Raw genomic sequence first — 12,778 nt, 5'->3', positions numbered from 1 at the left:
GGCGCCACGAACGTGACAGTCCAGACTATCCGACCCTGCAGGGTGCTAGCAATCTCCCAGGGCCCGAGTCCGCCCCGGATCCGCGCGGATCGAGGGCCCGGGCTCAGCCCGCGAGGCTCGCCCGCAGCGTGTCGAGCCCGACTCCGCCGAGATCGAGTGCGCGGCGGTGGAATCCGGACAGAGAGAAAGCCGATCCCTCGCGGGCTGCGGTCTCGTCGCGCAGCTCCTCCCAGATCCGCTGACCGATCTTGTACGAGGGCGCCTGACCCGGCCAGCCGAGGTAGCGGTTCACCTCGAATCGGATGAAGGCGTCGTCCATGTTCACGTTCGCCCGCATGAACGCGAGGGCGGACGCGGCGCTCCAGACCTCCGTCGAGCCCGGCATCCGCTTGCCCAGGTGCACGCCGATGTCGAGGACGACGCGCGCCGCGCGCATCCGCTGCCCGTCGAGCATGCCGAGCCGGTCGGCCGGGTCGTCGAGGTAGCCGAAGCCCTCCATCAGGCGCTCGGCGTAGAGGGCCCAGCCCTCGGCGTGTCCCGAGCTGCCCGCGAGCTGACGGCGCCAGGTGTTGAGCTGCCGGCGGTTGACGACGGCCTGGCCCACCTGCAGGTGATGTCCGGGCACGCCCTCGTGGTAGACGGTGGTGAGCTCGCGCCAGGTCGCGAACTCGGTCACGCCGTCGGGTACCGACCACCACATCCGGCCGGGGCGCGCGAAGTCGTCGCTCGGACCGGTGTAGTAGATGCCGCCCTCGTGCGTGGGCGCGATCAGGCACTCGAGCCGGCGGAGCTCGTCGGGGATGTCGAACGCGGTCCCGGCGAGCTCGTCGACGGCGCGGTCGCTCGTCTCCTGCATCCAGCGCTGCAGGGCGTCGACGCCGTGCAGGGTGCGGGACGGATCGGCGTCGAGGTGCGCGATCGCCTCGGCGACGGAGGCGCCGGGCAGGATCTCGCGGGCGATCGCCTCCTGCTCGGCCGTCATCCGAGCGAGCTCCTCGATGCCCCACTCGTAGGTCTCGTCGAGGTCGACGACCGCGCCGAGGAAGCGCCGGGACTGCAGCGCGTACAGCTCGCGGCCGACGGCGTCCTCCTCGCGGGCCGCCGGGGCGAGCTCCTCTCGGAGGAAGCGCCCGAGTCCGCCGTACGCGGCGGCGGCGCGGCGGGCGCCCTCCTCGAGCCGGAGCGCGAGGGAGGCGGGCAGCGATCCGGAGGCGGGAGCCGCGTCGGCGGCGAGCGAGGCGAAGAATCCGTGCGGCGCCGCGGTCGAGTCGGCCTGCTCGGCGACGAGCCGCACCTGGCGTGCCGCGGGCGTCACTCCGGAGTCGATGCCCTCGCGGAGGGTCTCGAGGTAGCCCGCGAGGGCGGCGGGGACGGCGAGGAGGCGGTCGGCGACGGCCTCCCAGTCGGCGACGTCGTCCGTGGGCATGAGGTCGAAGACGTCGCGCAGCTCCTGGGGAGGGGAGGCGATGACGTTGAGATCGCGCAGCGGCAGCTGAGCGTCGTGGGCCTCGAGGGTGAGCCGCAGCTCGGAGCCGAGATCGGCGACGGTGACGCGGTCGACCGCGTCGACCGGTGTCGCGGCCTCGAGCTCGACGAGAGCCGCCGTCACGGCCTCGCGGGAGCGGGCACGACCCTCCGGGGAGAGGTCGCCCAGGCGGCCGCCCGACTCCGCCCGGCCGATGTACGTGCCGATGGTCGGATCGAGCTCGACCAGCGTGTCGACCCAGCGCTCCGCGACGAGATCGACGGCGGTCGGCTGACGGGAGGTGTCGGAGGTCATGCGCTCGAGCCTAGCCAGGCCCTCGTGCGCCGCGGGGTCAGTGCGCGGCGTCGTCCCAGTCGGCTCCGTGACCGACCTGCACCTCGAGCGGCACGCTGAGATCGACGGCCCCGGCCATCCGCGAGCGGACGACGGCCTCGAGCGCCTCCTCCTCGCCGGGAGCGACGTCGAAGATCAGCTCGTCGTGCACCTGGAGGAGCATCCGCGAGCCGAGACCCTGCTCGTCGATGTCGGCCTGGACGCCGATCATCGCGATCTTCATGATGTCGGCGGCGGAGCCCTGGATGGGCGAGTTCAGCGCCGCGCGCTCGGCGTTGTCGCGGAGGACGCGGTTGGCGCTCTGGAGGTCGGGGAACGGCCGGCGGCGGCCGAAGATCGTCTCGGTGTATCCCGCCTCCCGGGCCTGCTCCACCACGCTGCGGAGGTAGTCGCGCACCGCTCCGAAGCGGACGAAGTAGTCGGTCATCAGCTGCTTCGCCTCGGCGCTCGAGATCCGCAGCTGCTTCGAGAGGCCGAAGGCGCTGAGCCCGTAGGCGAGCCCGTACGACATCGCCTTGACCTTGTTGCGCATCGCGGAGGTGACGTCGACCGGCTCGACGCCGAAGATGCGCGCACCGACGAAGCGGTGCAGATCCTCGCCGCTGTGGAAGGCCTCGATCAGCCCGGCGTCGCCCGACAGGTGCGCCATGATCCGCATCTCGATCTGCGAGTAGTCGGCGGTGAGGAGGGTGCTCGCCTCCCTGCCGTGCACGAAGGCGGTGCGGATGCGGCGGCCGACCTCGCTGCGCACCGGGATGTTCTGCAGATTGGGGTCGTTCGACGAGATGCGGCCCGTGGCGGTGCCGGTCTGGTCGTAGCTGGTGTGGATCCGCTGGTCGGCGGTCACCGACTTCTCGAGCGTCTCGATGATCTGCTTCAGCTTCGTGGCGTCGCGGTGCTCGAGCAGCAGGCCGAGGAAGGGATGCGGGTGCGAGTCCTGCAGGTCGGCGAGGGCGGAGGCGTCGGTCGTGTACCCGGTCTTCGTCGCCCGGGTCTTCGGCATCGCGAGCTCCTCGAAGAGCACCTGCTGGAGCTGCTTGGGAGATCCGAGGTTCATCTCGTGGCCGATCTCGGCGAACGCCCGGCTCGCGAGTTGGGCGGCCGTGGTCGTCAGCTCGCCGCGGAGGCGCGCCAGCACCTCGGAGTCGATCGAGACGCCCGTGAGCTCCATCGTCGCGAGCACCTGCACGATCGGCAGCTCGATGTCGACGAGCACCGAGAGCATGCCCTCGCCGAGCAGCTCGGTGAGGGGCGCGACCAGGCGGAACGCGTACCACGCCTCCGTCGCCGGGCCCATCGGCTCGACGCTCGGCACGAGCTGATTCGGGTCGCCCTGCGCCATCGCCTCGTCGAGGTACTGCGCGACCTGCGCCGGCAGCGTCGCCGCGTGCCCGGTGGGCTGCAGCAGATAGGCCGCGACGCGCGTGTCGAAGGCGAGACCGGAGACGGTCAGCCCCGCTCGACGCAGTGCCTTGATCTGCGGCTTCGCGTCGGCGAAGACCTTGGGAGCGTCGCTCGCGAGCCACTCCTCGAGTGCGGTGTAGTCGGGGCGGCCGGCCGCCCACGGCACGAACGCCGACTCGGTCTCGGTCGAGAGCCCGATGGCGTCGAGGCCGTCGGGGCCGAGCTGCACCTGCACCGCGACCGGAGTCGTCCCCTTCGCCGAGACCCGGTCGAGCCAGTGTGCGAGCTCCTCGTCGACGAGCGTGCGCACGGCGGGGGCGGCGGTCACGACGGTGTCGCCGGCGAGAGCGGAGGCGGCGCCCTCGACACCCTCGTCGGCGGCGATCGTGAGCACGCGCTCCTGCAGTGTCTTGAACTCGAGGCGGCTGAAGATCTCGCGGACGGCGTCGACGTCGATCGGTCGGCGATCGAGGTCGGCGGGGCCGAGCGGCAGCTCGACATCGGTGACGAGGCGGTTGAGTCGGCGGTTGCGGAGCGCGTTCTCCTTCTGCTCGCGCAGCTTCTCGCCGACGACGCCCTTGATCTCGTCGGCGTGGGCGATGATGTCGGCCACGGTGCCGTACTGGTTGACCCACTTCGCCGCGGTCTTCGGGCCGACCTTGTCGACTCCGGGCAGGTTGTCGCTGGTCTCGCCGACGAGCGCCGCGATCTCGGGGTACTGGTGCGGCTCGACCCCGTACTTCTCGAACACCTTGTCGCGGTCGTAGCGGGTGAGCTGCGAGACGCCCTGGGTCGACGGGTAGAGCAGGGTGACGTCGGGGGTGACGAGCTGGATGGTGTCGCGATCGCCCGAGACGACGAGGACCCGGAAGCCGGCCTCGGCGCCCTGCTTGGCGAGGGTCGCGAGGATGTCGTCGGCCTCGAAGTCCTCCTTCGAGACGGTGCGGATGTTCATCGCGTGCAGCGCCTCCTCGAGCAGCGGCACCTGGCCCTTGAACTCGGGAGGGGTCTCGCCGCGCGTGCCCTTGTACTCGGGGTACTCGCGCGTGCGGAAGGAGTAGCGGGAGATGTCGAACGCGACGCCGAGGTGCGTGGGCTTCTCGTTCTTGAGCAGCAGGATCAGCATCGACAGGAAGCCGTGGATGGCGTTCGTGTGCTGGCCGTCGCGGGTCTGGAAGCTGTCGACCGGGAGCGCGTAGAAGGCGCGGAAAGCCAGCGAATGACCGTCGATGAGCAGGAGGGTAGGCTGTTCCGGATCTGACACAGGGCAAGACTACACAGCGCCTCCGACACCGGATCCGGCCCGTTCGAGCCCGCACGCCGAGACCCTCGCGAGGCACCACGACGAGGAGTACCGTGACCGATCCCGCGCCCCGCGACACCGCCTGGACCCGCCCGCCGGCCCTCGATCTCGTCGGCTCGATCGGGCGCGGCGGCGGCGAGCTCGCCGACACGATGGGCATCGTCTGGCACGAGCTCACCCCCGAGCACTCCGTCGCCTCGATGCCCGTCGAGGGCAACCGCCAGCCGTTCGGCATCCTGCACGGAGGCGCGCACGTGGTGCTCGCCGAGTCGATGGGCTCGATCGCGGCGAACGTGCACGCCGGCGAGGGCAGGGTCGCGATGGGCATCGAGCTGAACGCGAGCCACAGCCGCTCGACCCGCTCCGGCTTCGTGATCGGCACCTGCGACGCGATCCACCTCGGCTCCACGCTCACCACTCACGAGATCGTGATCCGCGACGAGGAGGGGCGCCGCCTCTCGACGGTGAGGATCACCAACATCATCAGATCCGTCTGATTCCGCGGCGGTCCCCGCCCGCCGCGGCGCGGTCGGCTCGACGAGATGGTTGCGTCTGGTGGAGCGGGTCGCGGGCGGCTACGGGAAAACGCTGACACGCGTTTTCCCGGTTCGCCTCGCGGAGCCAGGCTGGTCTGCCGGCGGAAGCGCCGATAGTGGCCACTGCTAGGCGGGGCTTAAAGGCCCGAGCGCAAGCCCGGGTCTGCGGCGCGGGAGCGACCTAGGCTCGGGGCGTGACCTTCCGAGACCTGCTGCGTTCGATGCCGTCCATGCCGCACGAGCTGCCCGCCTTCGATGCCGAGGCAGCGCCGGCGGATCCCGTCGAGCTGTTCTCGCAGTGGCTCGAGGAGTCGGCGGCGGCCGGGCAGCTCCTCCCCCACGGCGCGACGCTCTCGACCGCCGACGCGGAGGGCGACGTCACCGCGCGGGTGCTCGTGCTGCGCGACATCGACGACCGCGGCTGGGCGTTCTCGACCCACGCCTCCAGCCCCAAGGGCCGGGCGATGGCCGCGAACCCGCACGCGTCGCTCACCTTCTTCTGGCCGGTGCAGGGTCGCCAGGTCAGGGTCGAGGGCCGCGCAGAGCGGGGCACCGCCGACGAGTCGGCGGACGACTTCCGCCGGCGATCGGAGGCGGCGCGCACCGCGCTCCTCGTCGGTCGCCAGAGCGAGCCGATGCGCAGCTCCGCCGACTTCGGTCTCGTCACGCTGCAGACCAGCGTCGCCGTGGGCTGCTCCCCCGCCACCCTCGACCGGGACTGGGCCGTCTACCGCGTCGTCCCCGAGCGGATCGAGTTCTGGCAGGGCTCGACGTCGCCCGAGCAGGACCACGTGCGGCTGGAGTACCGCCCCGGAACGACGGAGGCGGGCGGCTCCCCCTGGGAGCGCACCCGCCTCTGGCCGTGATCGGCAGCCGCTGAGCGGCCGACCCTACTTCTTGGGACTCAGCTGCTCGATGATCGCCTGCGCGACGTCGTGCATGGTGAGGCGGCGGTCCATCGACGCCTTCTGGATCCAGCGGAACGCCTCGGGCTCGGTGAGGCCCATCTTCTCGTTGAGCAGGCCCTTGGCGCGGTCGACGAGCTTGCGGGTCTCGAAGCGCTCGACCATGTCGGCGACCTCGGCCTCGAGGGTGATGATCTGGGCGTAGCGCGACAGCGCGATCTCGATCGCGGGGAGCAGGTCGTTCGGCGTGAACGGCTTGACGACGTAGGCGAGGGCGCCCGCCTCGCTCGCCCGCTCGACGAGCTCCTTCTGGCTGAAGGCGGTGAGGAGCACGACGGGGGCGATGTGCGCCTTCGAGAGGCGCTCGGCCGCGGAGATGCCGTCGAGCTGGGGCATCTTGACGTCCATGATCACCAGGTCGGGACGGAGCTCGGTGGCGAGGGCCACGGCGGTCTCGCCGTCGCCGGCCTCACCGACGACCTCGAAGCCGTTGTCGCGGAGGATCTCCACGATGTCCATGCGGATGAGCGATTCGTCTTCGGCGACGACGACCCGACGGGGTGCGGTCGACGTGGGTTCCTGGTCTGTCACGCCGAAGAGCCTACGGTATTCTCAACGGGCTTGTTGTGCGCCGGTGTGGCGGAATGGCAGACGCGGGGCACTCAAAATGCTCTGTCCGAGAGGGCTTGTGGGTTCGAATCCCATCACCGGTACGACGTGCGCCGTGCGGCGCGGCGGCGTTCGCTAGCGTCGTCGGATGAGCGATCCCTCTGACGTCTGGCCCCTCTTCTCGCTGGTCCTGCGCACCCCGCGGCTCGAACTGCACCCGGTGCGCGACTCCGATCTGAGCGGTCTCGCCGCAGCCGCGTCGGCCGGGATCCACGAGGCCGGCCGCTCGCCGTTCCCGTCGCCGTGGGCGGAGGCGCCTCCCGAGCGGCTGCCGGCGGACCTGGCGCGCTACCACTGGTCGCTCAGGGCGGCGACGACCGCCGACTCCTGGCGCGTCGCCTTCGCGATCCTCGAGGGCGGGGTCGTCGTCGGCTGCCAGGACCTCCTCGCCGAGGGCTTCGCCGCGACCCGGACGGTGTCGTCGGGCTCGTGGCTGACGCGCTCGGCTCAGGGCCGGGGGCTCGGGCGCGAGATGCGCGCCGCGGTGCTCGCGCTCGCCTTCGATCACCTCGGCGCCGAGGTCGCGGAGAGCAGCGCACTGGCCTGGAACACCGCGTCGATCGGCGTGTCGACCGCGCTCGGCTACCGGCCGAACGGCACGCAGCGCACCATCGGGGCCGACGGTGTCGCGGTCGAGGAGTCGCGCTTCCGCGTGACGCCCGAGGCCTTCCGCCGCCCGGACTGGCCGCTCGAGGTCGAGGGGATCGAGTCGGCCAGGGCCGTCCTGCTCGCGCCGCCGGCGTGAGCGTCAGAACTCGGCGAGACTCCCCCGCAGCCCGCCGCTCGGGTGACTCCGGCGCAGGATGCCGCGACGGCGCAGGATCGGGACGAGCTCGTCGAGCATCCGGTGCAGCGTGACCGGGTGGAAGTCGCCCGAGAAGGCGATGCCGTCGTTGTCGGCCTCGTCGCCGAGCTCCTGGATGAAGTCGGCGACCTCCTCCGCGGTGCCGACGACGCCCTGACGGTCGGCGATCAGGCCGAGCCTGGCCTTGGCGGTGAGCAGCTCGCGCAGCGGCGCGTCCTGTCCCGCCCCGCCGTAGAGCCCGGCGATGCTGCCGCGTGACACGTGCTCCCCGAACACCACGGGATCGATCGGCCGATCGAGATCGAGCGAGGTCAGGTCGGTCTCGAGGTCGCTGGACTGCGCCGCGGCGACGGCGAGCAGGGCCGCGTCGTCGGGGTGCGCGGAGGCGGCGACGAGCCGCTCCGCCTCCTCGCGGCTCGCGACGACGATCGGCTTGAAGACGAAGAGGACCGTGAGGTCGTCGGGGTCGCGGCCGTGCGCCGCCGCCGCGGCGCGGGCGCGCTCGCGGTAGGCCCGGACGGTGCCGACGTCGAGCGAGGCGAGCGCGAGCTGGATCTCGGACTGGGCTCCCGCGAAGTCGATGCCGCGGGGCGAGCCGCCGGGCGAGACGATGACGGGCTCGCCGCCGTCGAAGGGCAGCGCGTTGAGCGGTCCGTCGAACGTGTAGTGGGTGCCGCGGTGCTGCACGGGCCGCAGCCGCGTGCCGTCGGCGAAGAGACCGGTCGCCGCGTCCTGGATCAGGGCGCCGTCGTCCCAGCTGCGCCAGAGCTCCCGGATCGAGTCGAGCCACTCGTGTGCGCGGTCGTAGGCGACGTCGTGGGGGACCTTCTCGAGCCCGAAGTGGCGGCTGCTGCCGACATCCGTCACGACGTTGAGGCCGAGCCTGCCCCCGCTGAGGTGCTGGAGGGAGGCGAACTGGCGGGCGGCCTGGTAGGGGCTGTAGGCCATCGGATTCACGGTGGGCGCGACTCCGAGGTGCCGCGTCGCCTCGAAGAGGTAGGGCGCGAGGAGCATCGGGTCGTGCTTGGGCCCGCCGTAGGCGCGACGGACTCGGAGGTCGAGCGTGCCGGCGCTGCCGAGCGAGAGCGCGTCCTCGATGATGACCAGGTCGAAGCCGGCCTGCTCGAGCTCGCGGGCGCTCCGGCGGTAGAGCTCGGGGCCGGTCCACGAGCGGTCCCAGTCCCAGTCCGGCCGACCCCAGGCCTGCGGGCCGAAGCCGCGCGAGAGGAACCAGGCGAAGTGCTGCGGGGCGCTCACGACGCCTCCGCCAGCCGGAGCGGGAGGGTCGCCGCGGCCCGGAGGCCCTGCTCGAGATCGGCCAGCAGATCCTCGACGTCCTCGATGCCGATCGACAGGCGGAGGAGGCCCGGCCCGATCCCGGCGGCCTCGAGCTGCTCGAGGGTGCGGCCGGTGTGCGTGGTGCTGGCCGGGTGCAGGATCAGCGAGCGGACGTCGCCCAGGTGCGTCATCCGGGTGAACACGTCGAGGGCGTCGGAGAAGCGCCGCGCCGCCTCCAGGCCGCCGCGCAGCGTGAACGAGAAGACGGACCCCTGCCCGAGCGGCAGGTAGCGCTGGGCGAGGGTATGCGACGGGCTCGACGAGAGGCCGCTGTAGTCGACGCTCTCGACCTCCGGTCGCGCCTCGAGCCACCGGGCGACGAGCAGGGCGCTCCGCGACTGGTGGCGGACACGCAGCGACAGCGTCTCCAGCCCCTGCTCGAGGAGGAACGAGGTGAGCGGCGAGACCGTCGGGCCCATGCGGCCGGCGACGACGTCGCGGGCGTAGGCGAGGAACGCGCGCTCGGGGGCGACCTCTCCGGTGGCGAGATGCGGGAACCCGGCGGACGCGGCCTCCCAGTCGAACCGGCCGGAGTCGACCACGACTCCCGCGATGACCGCTCCGTGCCCCGCGAGGAACTTGCTCGCCGAGTGCACGACGACGTCGGCTCCGTGCTCGATCGGCCGCAGGAGGTACGGAGTGGCGAAGGTGTTGTCCACGACCAGGGGCACGCCGGACCGGTGCGCGGCGTCGGCGACCAGCTGCAGGTCGACGACGTCGTTGCGCGGGTTCGGGATCGACTCGACCAGCACGGCGCGGGTGCGCGGGGTGATCGCCTGCTCCCACGCGAGCGGATCGTCGGCGTCCTCGACGAAGGTCGTGGAGACGCCGAGGCGGGCGAGGTTCTCGAGGAGGAGGTTGCGCGTCCCCTCGTAGAGGCTCGCGGCGGCGACGACGTGGTCGCCCGCGGAGGCGAGGGTGAGGAGGGCGACCGAGACGGCGGCCTGCCCGCTCCCGACGAGGAGCGCCTCGCGACCGCCCTCGAGGGCGGCGATCCGCCGCTCGACCGCGTCCGTCGTGGGGTTGCCGACGCGGGTGTAGGTGTAGCCGTCCGCGCCGGCGAAGCGGTCGCGCGCCTCGTCGAAGGAGTCGAAGCTGAAGCCGGCGGTCAGGTAGATCGGGGTGCGGCGCGCGTGCAGGGCGTCGTCCGCCGCCCCGGCGTGGAGCTGGCGAGTCGAGAAGCCCCACTCGCCCCCGCGTCCTGTGCGCGCGTCGTCCGCGTCCATGGTCCACCGCCTCCTCGTCGCCGCCGTCCGGCGCGGACAACAGTCGCACGGGAGGAGCGCGGGGCGCCGGGCGGTTACCCGGCGTTACGCCGAGCGGAGGGGCGCGGTCACCAGAACATGGTGCCCGGCGCCCCCTTGAAGGGGCCGACGACGCGGGAGGTGATCCAGCCGCCGTAGAAGTCGCCGGGCTGCGGCTCCACGACCTCGTCGTCCACCGTGCAGGAGTCCATCCGCCCCGGGTAGAGCGCGATCGTGTCGCGGAGCACGTCGAAGCCCTGCATCGGCTCCGGGTACGTCCACCCGGCCGCCTCGGCCACGACCCCGCCGCCCCGCACCGAGAGATAGGAGGCCGCGCCCTTGAACTCGCAGACGCTCCGGCCGGGAGCGGGCTCGAGCGCCCCCTCCGCGAAGTCGCCGCGCGGCAGGTAGTAGACGGGCGGATGACTCGTCTCGAGCACGCGGAACGAGGCGCGCGACTCGGCGACCACCGCGCCCCCGAGCCGCACCACGACGTGCTCGGAGCTCGGCTCGACTCTCGGCGGCCTCGGGTAGTCCCAGACGGATTCCTGACCCTCGGCGGGCACTGCGCGCTTCATGCCGTCCACGCTACGCGGCCGCCCCCTGCAGACCGCAGCCTCCCAGCCGATGCGCGGCGGCTCCCCTCCGGCGGCCGCGGATCGCCGCCGCCAGCCCCGCAAGGCCCTTGCGGTCGCGTAACGTCGTCCTTGCGCCCGGAACCCCGAGACCGGCCGCAGAAGGACTACAGAGTGCCCACCGAATGCATCCACGGCCTCGACATCGCGCTCTGCGACGTCTGCTCGCCCGCCAAGCTCCCCGAGCCGCCGGCGCGCACTCCCCGCGTGCCCGTGCGCGTCCCCGGGACCTCCCGCGCCGCGACAGCTCGGGCCGCCGCGCGCGGAACCGCGCGGGAGAAGCCGCTGCCCAAGGTCGACATCGCCGCGCAGCGGATCTACCACGTGACGCACCTCGACAACCTCGCCGCGATCGTCGCCTCCGGTGCCCTGATCGCCGACGAGCACCTCGCCGAGCGCCCCGCGATCGACGTCAGCGCCGAGACCACCCGCGAGCACCGCCGCGCCGTGCAGATCAAGGACGGCGCGAACGTCGCCGGCTTCGTCCCCTTCTTCCTCTCCCCCGACGCCGCCCTCTGGGCCGACCTGCGCGGCGAGAAGGTCGCTCCGCACTGGTCGCCCCGCGCGCAGGGCACCACCGCGTCGCAGTTCGTGGTGCTCGTCGGCTCCCTCGCCTCGGCTCCCGTCCTGAGCGACGGCGACGCCTCCCACGTGCTCACCCGCTTCAGCGAGGGCGACGCCCTGGTGCGCACCTTCGCCCGGCTCCTCGTCGACGAGCCGGCGCTCCGCAGCGCCGAGGCGCTCGTTCCGGAGCGGTTCCCGCTCGAGGAGATCACGGTGGTCGGCGTGCCGTCCGTGACGATGAAGAACAAGGTCAAGGCGCTCTTCGAGGGCACCTCCGCATCGCCGCGCGTCGCGGTGTACCCGCCGTGGTTCCACCCGGTCGCCGTCGAGGAGTGACCCCGGAGGGCGTCAGACGTCGAGCAGGTCGATCCTGTCGGCGAGGTAGCGCTCGATCGGCATGAGGCCCTGCTCGCCGAGACCGGGAGCCCAGCGCACGAGGACGTCCGCCCCGCGCAGCGCCAGCGGCTCCTGACCCGCGGCGAGGCCTGCGGCATCGGTCTGCAGTCGGCGCCAGCCGTAGTTGACGATCTCGCCCTCGCGGAACGGGCCGTCGAACGCGGCGCGCCGGATCTCGCGACGCGCTTCCTGCGACTCCGACTGGTTGTTGGCGTGCAGCGGAGCCACGGCCCGCGTCACCGAGCCGGTGGCGAAGAGCCCGCCGGAGCGCTCGAGCAGCACGACGCCGAGCCGCCAGGCGCGGGTGACGGGCGCCATGACCGGGGCGCGCCGGAAGCCGAGGATCGCGCGCGGGCGCCGGAGCTCCGCGAGGGCCTGGTCCTCGACTCCGCGCCGGTGGAGCTCGGCGGACAGCTCCGCGAGCACGTCGACGAGCCGGGCCGCCGCCCGCTCCGCGTCATCCGCCATCCGGCCTCTCCTCGATCGCGACCAGCCTAGAACGGGTGACGCACGCCTCGGGCGCCGCGACGGCTCCCGCTCGCGCACCGTTACGATCGCCTGACGACACCGAGGAGGACGAGCGATGCGCGTCATCATGATGGGACCACCCGGCGTGGGCAAGGGCACTCAGGCGGCGGTCCTGGCCGAGGCCCTGGGCGTGCCGGCGATCTCGACCGGCGAGCTCTTCCGTGCGCACGTGGCGGACGGCACGGAGCTCGGCCGCCGGCTGCAGGCGATCGTCGAGGCCGGCGCGTACGTGCCGGACGAGGTGACGAACGCACTCGTCGCCGAGCGGATCGACGAGCCGGACGCCCGCGACGGATTCATCCTCGACGGCTATCCGCGGACTCCGGCGCAGGTCGAGGAGCTCGACCGGATGCTCACGGAGCGGGGCGCCGCCGTCGCCCGCGTCGTGATGCTGACCGCCGACACTGAGGTCGTGGTCGAGCGGCTGCTCGCGCGCGCCGCCGACCAGAACCGCGCCGACGACGACCCGGAGGTGATCCGGCACCGGATCGCCGTCTACGAGCGCGAGACCGCGCCGCTCGAGCAGGTCTACGCCGCCGCGGGACTCCTCGTCCGCGTCGACGGCAGCGCCGCGCAGGACGAGGTCTCGCGACAGGTCGTCGCGGCGTGCCGGGCCGACTGACCCCGCACGC

General features: G+C 72.5%; 12 protein-coding genes and 1 tRNA gene. 6 read left to right on the top strand and 7 right to left on the bottom strand.

Annotated features, from left to right (window positions below; all coding sequences use genetic code 11):
- Positions 1–103: 103 nt before the first annotated feature.
- Positions 104–1,780 carry a DUF885 domain-containing protein gene (locus GRS96_RS11115; RefSeq protein ID WP_159988477.1) on the bottom strand — a complete coding sequence of 559 codons (1,677 nt, stop codon included), beginning with the start codon at positions 1,778–1,780 and terminating at the stop codon, positions 104–106.
- A 37-nt stretch (positions 1,781–1,817) separates the two neighbouring features.
- On the bottom strand, positions 1,818–4,487 hold the full coding sequence (gene polA / locus GRS96_RS11110) for a DNA polymerase I (protein WP_159988476.1): 2,670 nt from the start codon (positions 4,485–4,487) through the stop codon (positions 1,818–1,820).
- A 92-nt stretch (positions 4,488–4,579) separates the two neighbouring features.
- Here polA and GRS96_RS11105 point away from each other — a divergent pair, with 92 nt between their 5' ends.
- The gene (locus tag GRS96_RS11105) at positions 4,580–5,023 is read left to right on the top strand and encodes a PaaI family thioesterase (RefSeq protein WP_442966217.1); all 444 of its coding nucleotides are present in this window, start codon (positions 4,580–4,582) and stop codon (positions 5,021–5,023) included.
- Positions 5,024–5,256: 233 nt separating this feature from the next.
- Positions 5,257–5,928, top strand: coding sequence for a pyridoxine/pyridoxamine 5'-phosphate oxidase (locus tag GRS96_RS11100; protein WP_159853469.1), 672 nt, complete (start codon positions 5,257–5,259; stop codon positions 5,926–5,928).
- A 24-nt stretch (positions 5,929–5,952) separates the two neighbouring features.
- On the opposite strand, the gene GRS96_RS11095 is transcribed toward GRS96_RS11100, so the two are convergent.
- Complete coding sequence (locus tag GRS96_RS11095; protein WP_056042832.1) at positions 5,953–6,558, bottom strand: ANTAR domain-containing response regulator; 606 nt, start codon at positions 6,556–6,558, stop codon at positions 5,953–5,955.
- A 39-nt stretch (positions 6,559–6,597) separates the two neighbouring features.
- Between GRS96_RS11095 and GRS96_RS11090 the strand changes: the two genes are divergently transcribed.
- Together GRS96_RS11090 and GRS96_RS11085 are read left to right on the top strand one after the other, a co-directional pair.
- Positions 6,598–6,680 (top strand) — tRNA-Leu (locus tag GRS96_RS11090).
- Between the two features lie 44 nt (positions 6,681–6,724).
- Positions 6,725–7,381 carry a GNAT family N-acetyltransferase gene (locus tag GRS96_RS11085; protein WP_159853467.1) on the top strand — a complete coding sequence of 219 codons (657 nt, stop codon included), beginning with the start codon at positions 6,725–6,727 and terminating at the stop codon, positions 7,379–7,381.
- Positions 7,382–7,384: 3 nt separating this feature from the next.
- Here the strand turns inward: GRS96_RS11085 and GRS96_RS11080 are convergent, their stop codons facing one another.
- The 3 genes from GRS96_RS11080 to GRS96_RS11070 all read right to left on the bottom strand — a co-directional run bounded on the left by GRS96_RS11080 (position 7,385) and on the right by GRS96_RS11070 (position 10,601).
- The gene (locus tag GRS96_RS11080; RefSeq protein ID WP_159853465.1) at positions 7,385–8,698 is read right to left on the bottom strand and encodes an NtaA/DmoA family FMN-dependent monooxygenase; all 1,314 of its coding nucleotides are present in this window, start codon (positions 8,696–8,698) and stop codon (positions 7,385–7,387) included.
- Entirely contained in the window at positions 8,695–10,005 is a 1,311-nt protein-coding gene (locus tag GRS96_RS11075; RefSeq protein WP_159853463.1) for an O-acetylhomoserine aminocarboxypropyltransferase/cysteine synthase family protein, read from the bottom strand. The genes GRS96_RS11080 and GRS96_RS11075 overlap by 4 nt, the downstream gene beginning before the upstream one ends.
- A 107-nt stretch (positions 10,006–10,112) precedes the next feature.
- Positions 10,113–10,601 (bottom strand): DUF427 domain-containing protein, encoded by a 489-nt coding sequence (locus tag GRS96_RS11070; RefSeq protein WP_159853461.1) that lies wholly within the window; start codon positions 10,599–10,601, stop codon positions 10,113–10,115.
- Between the two features lie 171 nt (positions 10,602–10,772).
- On the opposite strand from GRS96_RS11070, the gene GRS96_RS11065 reads away from it, so the two are divergent.
- The gene (locus GRS96_RS11065) at positions 10,773–11,558 is read left to right on the top strand and encodes a DarT ssDNA thymidine ADP-ribosyltransferase family protein (RefSeq protein ID WP_159853459.1); all 786 of its coding nucleotides are present in this window, start codon (positions 10,773–10,775) and stop codon (positions 11,556–11,558) included.
- A 12-nt stretch (positions 11,559–11,570) separates the two neighbouring features.
- Here GRS96_RS11065 and GRS96_RS11060 read toward each other — a convergent pair whose 3' ends face one another.
- A complete protein-coding gene (locus GRS96_RS11060; RefSeq protein ID WP_159853457.1) occupies positions 11,571–12,086 on the bottom strand; it encodes a hypothetical protein in 516 nt (171 codons plus the stop codon).
- A 115-nt stretch (positions 12,087–12,201) separates the two neighbouring features.
- Here GRS96_RS11060 and GRS96_RS11055 point away from each other — a divergent pair, with 115 nt between their 5' ends.
- The gene (locus GRS96_RS11055) at positions 12,202–12,768 is read left to right on the top strand and encodes an adenylate kinase (protein WP_159853455.1); all 567 of its coding nucleotides are present in this window, start codon (positions 12,202–12,204) and stop codon (positions 12,766–12,768) included.
- Positions 12,769–12,778 lie beyond the last annotated feature (10 nt).

Origin of the sequence: Rathayibacter sp. VKM Ac-2803 (assembly GCF_009807175.1) — a bacterium.
Lineage (GTDB): Bacteria > Actinomycetota > Actinomycetes > Actinomycetales > Microbacteriaceae > Rathayibacter.
The sequence above is the reverse complement of the archived record's forward strand: the minus strand, read 5'-3'. Positions and strand labels throughout refer to the sequence as shown.